Below are 4,656 nucleotides of genomic sequence, written 5' to 3'. Positions count from 1 at the left end.
GGGCGAGGCGCATCTGGGCGGTACGCGGGGCTGCCGCGGCCTGGCGCGTAGCGCGGCTCGCGACCATGGCCGGGGGCGCCTGGCGGGGCGAGGTGCCCTCGATGACGATGCGCGTCGCGCCGCGCTGGCGGGCCACCATCTCGAAGAGGGTGCGGGCATTGCCGGGGGCAAGGCGGATGCAGCCGTGGCTGTCGACCCGGCCGAGCCGGCCAACCATGTTGGTGCCGTGGATGGCGTAGCCGCCGCGGAAGAAAATGGAATGGGGCATGGGGGCCATGCCGTATTTGCGCGAGCGCCAGTTCCGCTCGAGGCGCTGCGGCCGGTAGGAGCCGTTGGGCGTGTTGTAGCCGGCGCGGCCCGTGGAGACGGCCCAGGTGAAGCGTTGCTCACCGTCGACGATGACGCGCATGGTCTGGCTGGACTTGTCGACACGAACGACAATGGAGGCGGCGGCCTCGGCGGTCCACAGGAAGAGGCCGACGAGAACTGCGGCCGCGCAATGGAATGCACGCATGGATTCCCCCTCCGACGCGATACGAACAGAGCTTCCCTTGCGGGCCGCTCTCCAGTGATTCCCAAAGCAGAGGCTGGTGTAAAGGGGGCAGAAGCCGTCAACCTTAAGAGGAGACCCGCGGTGGGCCGTGCCTTCCCCTCAGGGAGGTGCGTCAGAGCCTGCGACAAGCGACCGCCGCGGCGGACAGGAAGGGTTAATGACATCCTGACTAGGGTGAGCGCAGCCGATTCACGGGACCCCTGCCATGACCCGCCCCCTCCTCATCGCCGCCGTCAGTGCGACCCTCCTTGGCGGCATCGCCGGCGCATGGGCGCAGACGCCCGGCACCGTCACTCCGCGGCCGCTGCCGCCGCTCGCCAATCCGAATGATCCGAACCTTCCCGCCAAGGAACTGTTCGGCCGGGCCACCAGCGGCGCGCCCATGGAGGCGCGCGCCTTCGGCTTCTACTCGCGCGGCTGCGTCGCCGGCGCGGTGGCCCTGCCGGTCAACGGCGAGACCTGGCAGGTCATGCGCCTGTCGCGCAACCGCATGTGGGGCCACCCGGACATGATGGCCTTCCTCGAGCGCTTCGCGGCCAGGGTGCCGCAGGTGTCGCGCTGGCCGGGCATTCTGGTCGGCGACATCTCGCAGCCGCGCGGCGGGCCGATGCTCACCGGCCACGCCTCGCACCAGATCGGCCTCGACGCCGACATCTGGCTCACCCCCATGCCGCGTCGGCGTCTGACGACCGAGGAGCGGGAGATGACCTCCGCGGTGAACATGGTGCGCACCGACCGGCGCGACATCGACCCCGCCACCTGGACGGCCGACCACCTCAGGGTGATCAAGGCGGCGGCGCAGGATCCGGTGGTGGAGCGGGTGCTGGTGAACGCCGCGATCAAGAAGGCGCTGTGCCGCGAGGCGGGCGCCGACCGCTCGTGGCTGTCACGGGTGAGGCCCGTGCCGGGCCACAACTACCACATGCACATCCGCATCCGCTGCCCGGCGGGCAGTGCCGGCTGCCGGCCGCAGGACCCGCCGCCGACGGGCGATGGCTGCGGCGCCGACCTCGACTGGTGGTTCACCGATGCGGTGCTGAACCCGCGGCCGAACCCGAACTGGCGGCCGCCGCCGCCGATCACCATGGCCTCGCTGCCGGAAGCCTGCCGGCAGGTGCTCGTGGCGCGGTAGGGCCTGACCTGGAGGCGGTAGGGCCGCGTGGCCCTACTCGGCCGGGACGGCGACGGGCTGGGCCACCGGGCGCTCCTTGATCGGGATGTTGATCAGGCCCGAGCCGATGCAGAACAGGATCGAGAGATACCACATGACTTCGTAGGAGCCGGTTCGCTCGTACATGACGCCGCCGAGCCAGGCGCCGAGGAAGCCGCCGACCTGGTGGGAGAAGAAGACGAAGCCGTAGAGCATGGCCATGTAGCGGGTGCCGAACATCAGGGCGACGAGGCCGGAGGTCGGCGGCACCGTGGAGAGCCAGAGAAGCCCCATCAGCGCGGCGAAGACGAGGGCGAGCGCCGTGCTCGGCGGGAAGACGAACAGCAGGATCACCGCCGCGCCGCGCGAGAAGTAGATCCAGACCAGCAGCCAGCGCTTCGACATGCGCGAGGACAGCCACCCGGCACTCAGCGACCCCACGATGTTGAACAGGCCGATCAGCGCGAGCGCGACGCCCGCCACCCAGGCCTCGATGTTCAGGTCCTTCAGGTAGGTCGGGTAGTGCGTGGTAATGAAGGCGAGCTGGAAGCCGCAGGTGAAGAAGCCGATGACGAGATAGACGTAGCTCGGATGGGCGAAGGCCTGCTTCAGCGTCGCCGCGATGCTCATCTCCGCGCCCGTGCCCTGGCCCATGCCCGAGGAGGGCCGCGTCGCCAGCGCGAAGGACAGGGGGATGATGAGGACGGGCACGCAGGAGAAGATCAGCAGCGCCGCCTTCCAGCCGAGCATGTCCATGAGGAAAGGCGTCAGCGGCGCGAAGACGAACTGGCCGAAGGAGGAGGCGGCGGTGCCCATGCCCATGGCCGAGGCGCGGCGGCTCTCCGGGAGCAGCTTGGCGAAGCAGGCGAGAACGAGGTTGAAGGAGACGCCGGCGAGACCGAGGCCGACCAGCGTGCCGGAGAGGACGTGCATGGCGAGGGGGGGCAGCGGCAGAACCATGCAGGCGAGGCCGAGACCATACATGATCGCGCCGGCCCAGAAGACCTTGAGCGTGCCGAAGCGGTCGGCGATGGCGCCGGCGAAGGGCTGGCCGACGCCCCACATCAGGTTCTGGATGGCGATGGTCAACGAGAGGATGTCGCGGGTCCAGCCGTTCTCGGTGGAGACCGGCATGAGGAACATGCCGACGACGGAGCGCGGCCCGAAAGACAGCAGGCCGATCAGGCAGCCGCAGAGGATGATGACGAAGGGGGTGCGCCAGCCGTCCTGGGAGGGAGACGAGGTCGTTGCGGTCATCGGGGGAGCTCCGGCCCTGCATCGTGCAGCTACACGTCCGGCACTCTAGTTCCGACGCGGCACATCCGGAAGCCAAAAGCCGTGATGGCTCCCATACCAATACCCGATGGCCAGAGGTGTCAGCGGCGTCGCGGCCGCCAGCCGGGCGTCGGGGAATGCCCCGACGCCGCGCTTCCCGGAAGCGGCCTCAGAAGGCCGTGAAGTAGCTCAGCGAACCCGACGGGGTGGTGGCCGTGGCGCGCGGAGCCGGGATCGCCGGACGGTCGCGCATGGTGAACTCGCGGGCGGCCGGACCGAGGCGGGCGTCGTTCATGACCTGGCGCTCGGGATTGCGGTCGACGCCAGCCGAACCGGCATCGGCGAAGGCGGCGACAGACGACATCGTGGCGAAGGCGGCAGCGAGGACGATCTTGCGCATGATAATTCTCCGTTTGCGGGGGTAACTTGCAGACTTGCGAGAGCCTCTTCTTGGCGTCTCTACAGGCTGATACCCAGCAAACGGCGGTTTGGTTACACGATCACGGTCCATTGATCATCGAGTGACTGTGCGTGATCAGGCCGCTCAGCTTTCGTCCCGCGCCGTGCGCACGAGTTGGACCTGCGGGCCCGTGCCCCAATTGCGCGGCCGGTAGAACACGTGGATGCCGATCTGCTGCAGGCGGTTCATCGAGCGTGCCCACCAGGGCCGGACATAGGTCGCGTGATAGTGGGTGGCGTGGCCGACTTCCGGCAGCCAGAGCCGCCCGGCCATCATCTCCTTGGCGATGGTGGTGGCGCGGGTCCAGGGGGCAGCCTCGGTCGGCACCAGGCTGCGGCGGCCTTCGCAGGCGAAGGTGAACTGGCAGGCGAGGTAGCGGTGGGCGTTCTGGTAGACGACGCCGCAGACGTCGCGCGGATAGAAGCCGGAGACGGAGCGGTTCAGCACCACCTGGGCGACGGCCATCTGGCCGCGCTCGGGCTCGGAGCGCGCCTCCCAGTAGATCGCCTCGGCCAGGCAGCGCTCGGCGCGGGCATGGGCGGGACCGGACAGGCCGAGGGCGACGGCGGGATGGACGGCAGCGGCGATCCGCGGCGGAGAGCGGTCGTTGGACGGGGTCTCGAGGCTCGGCGCCGCGGGACGCGCGAGCAGGCGGGAGAGCAGGCTGTCGGGGCGATCGCCACGGGTGTCGGTGGCGAAGGGGCCGAGAACGGGATCGAAGCCCGGGACGGCATCGTGGGTCGCGGTGACGCGGAAGGGGGCGCTCTCGAGCGGCATGGAGGGCGCACCGAAGCCGGCGCCGGCGCGGGCGATCGGGCCCTCGCCGCCGATGGCGATGCCGGCCTTGTCCTCGTCGAGGGTGGCGGCGAAGCGCCGGCCTTCCACGATCTCCTCGCCGGCTGTCTCCAGAGGCGGGGGGGCAAGGCCGAGGCGGGCGGCGGGCGGCGCGTCGTCGAGGGTGACGGTGGGCGAGACCGCGGCGAGCTGGAGGCCGCCGATGGCGAGCGGGGAGTGCTCGGTGTCCGATCCCTCTTCGGGAGCGGCGGGGGTGAAGCGCGAGACCTCCGAGAGGTCGGAGGGCGGCATGAGGACGGAGGGGTCGTTCTGCAGCGAGCCGATGCTCAGGCGCAGCCGGGGCCGTTCGAGCAGAAGGTCGCCCTTCGCCTCGCGGTTGGGCACGGGATAGATGACGGCGCGGTCCATGCCGGCGCCGAGGGC

Annotated in this window: 5 protein-coding genes; 1 reads left to right on the top strand and 4 read right to left on the bottom strand. The window is 70.2% G+C overall.

Annotated features, from left to right (window positions below):
- The coding region (locus tag ACT6XY_RS22450) for a L,D-transpeptidase family protein (protein WP_444750525.1) at positions 1-514 on the bottom strand (514 nt) is incomplete at its 3' end.
- A 244-nt stretch (positions 515-758) separates the two neighbouring features.
- Here ACT6XY_RS22450 and mepA point away from each other — a divergent pair.
- A complete protein-coding gene (gene mepA, locus ACT6XY_RS22445) occupies positions 759-1,685 on the top strand; it encodes a penicillin-insensitive murein endopeptidase (protein ID WP_444750524.1) in 927 nt (308 codons plus the stop codon).
- A gap of 33 nt (positions 1,686-1,718) precedes the next feature.
- Here mepA and ACT6XY_RS22440 read toward each other — a convergent pair whose 3' ends face one another.
- From ACT6XY_RS22440 to ACT6XY_RS22430, 3 genes are all read right to left on the bottom strand, one after another.
- A complete protein-coding gene (locus ACT6XY_RS22440) occupies positions 1,719-2,960 on the bottom strand; it encodes an MFS transporter (protein ID WP_444750523.1) in 1,242 nt (413 codons plus the stop codon).
- 187 nt (positions 2,961-3,147) lie between these two features.
- A complete protein-coding gene (locus ACT6XY_RS22435) occupies positions 3,148-3,378 on the bottom strand; it encodes a hypothetical protein (protein WP_444750522.1) in 231 nt (76 codons plus the stop codon).
- A 144-nt stretch (positions 3,379-3,522) separates the two neighbouring features.
- A partial coding sequence (locus tag ACT6XY_RS22430) for a cell wall hydrolase (RefSeq protein WP_444750521.1) occupies positions 3,523-4,656 on the bottom strand: 1,134 nt, incomplete at its 5' end.

Origin of the sequence: Phreatobacter sp. (genome assembly GCF_052440005.1) — a bacterium.
Classification (GTDB): domain Bacteria; phylum Pseudomonadota; class Alphaproteobacteria; order Rhizobiales; family Phreatobacteraceae; genus Phreatobacter.
Note: the sequence above shows the minus strand (reverse complement) of the source record. Positions and strands in the feature narration are given on the sequence as shown.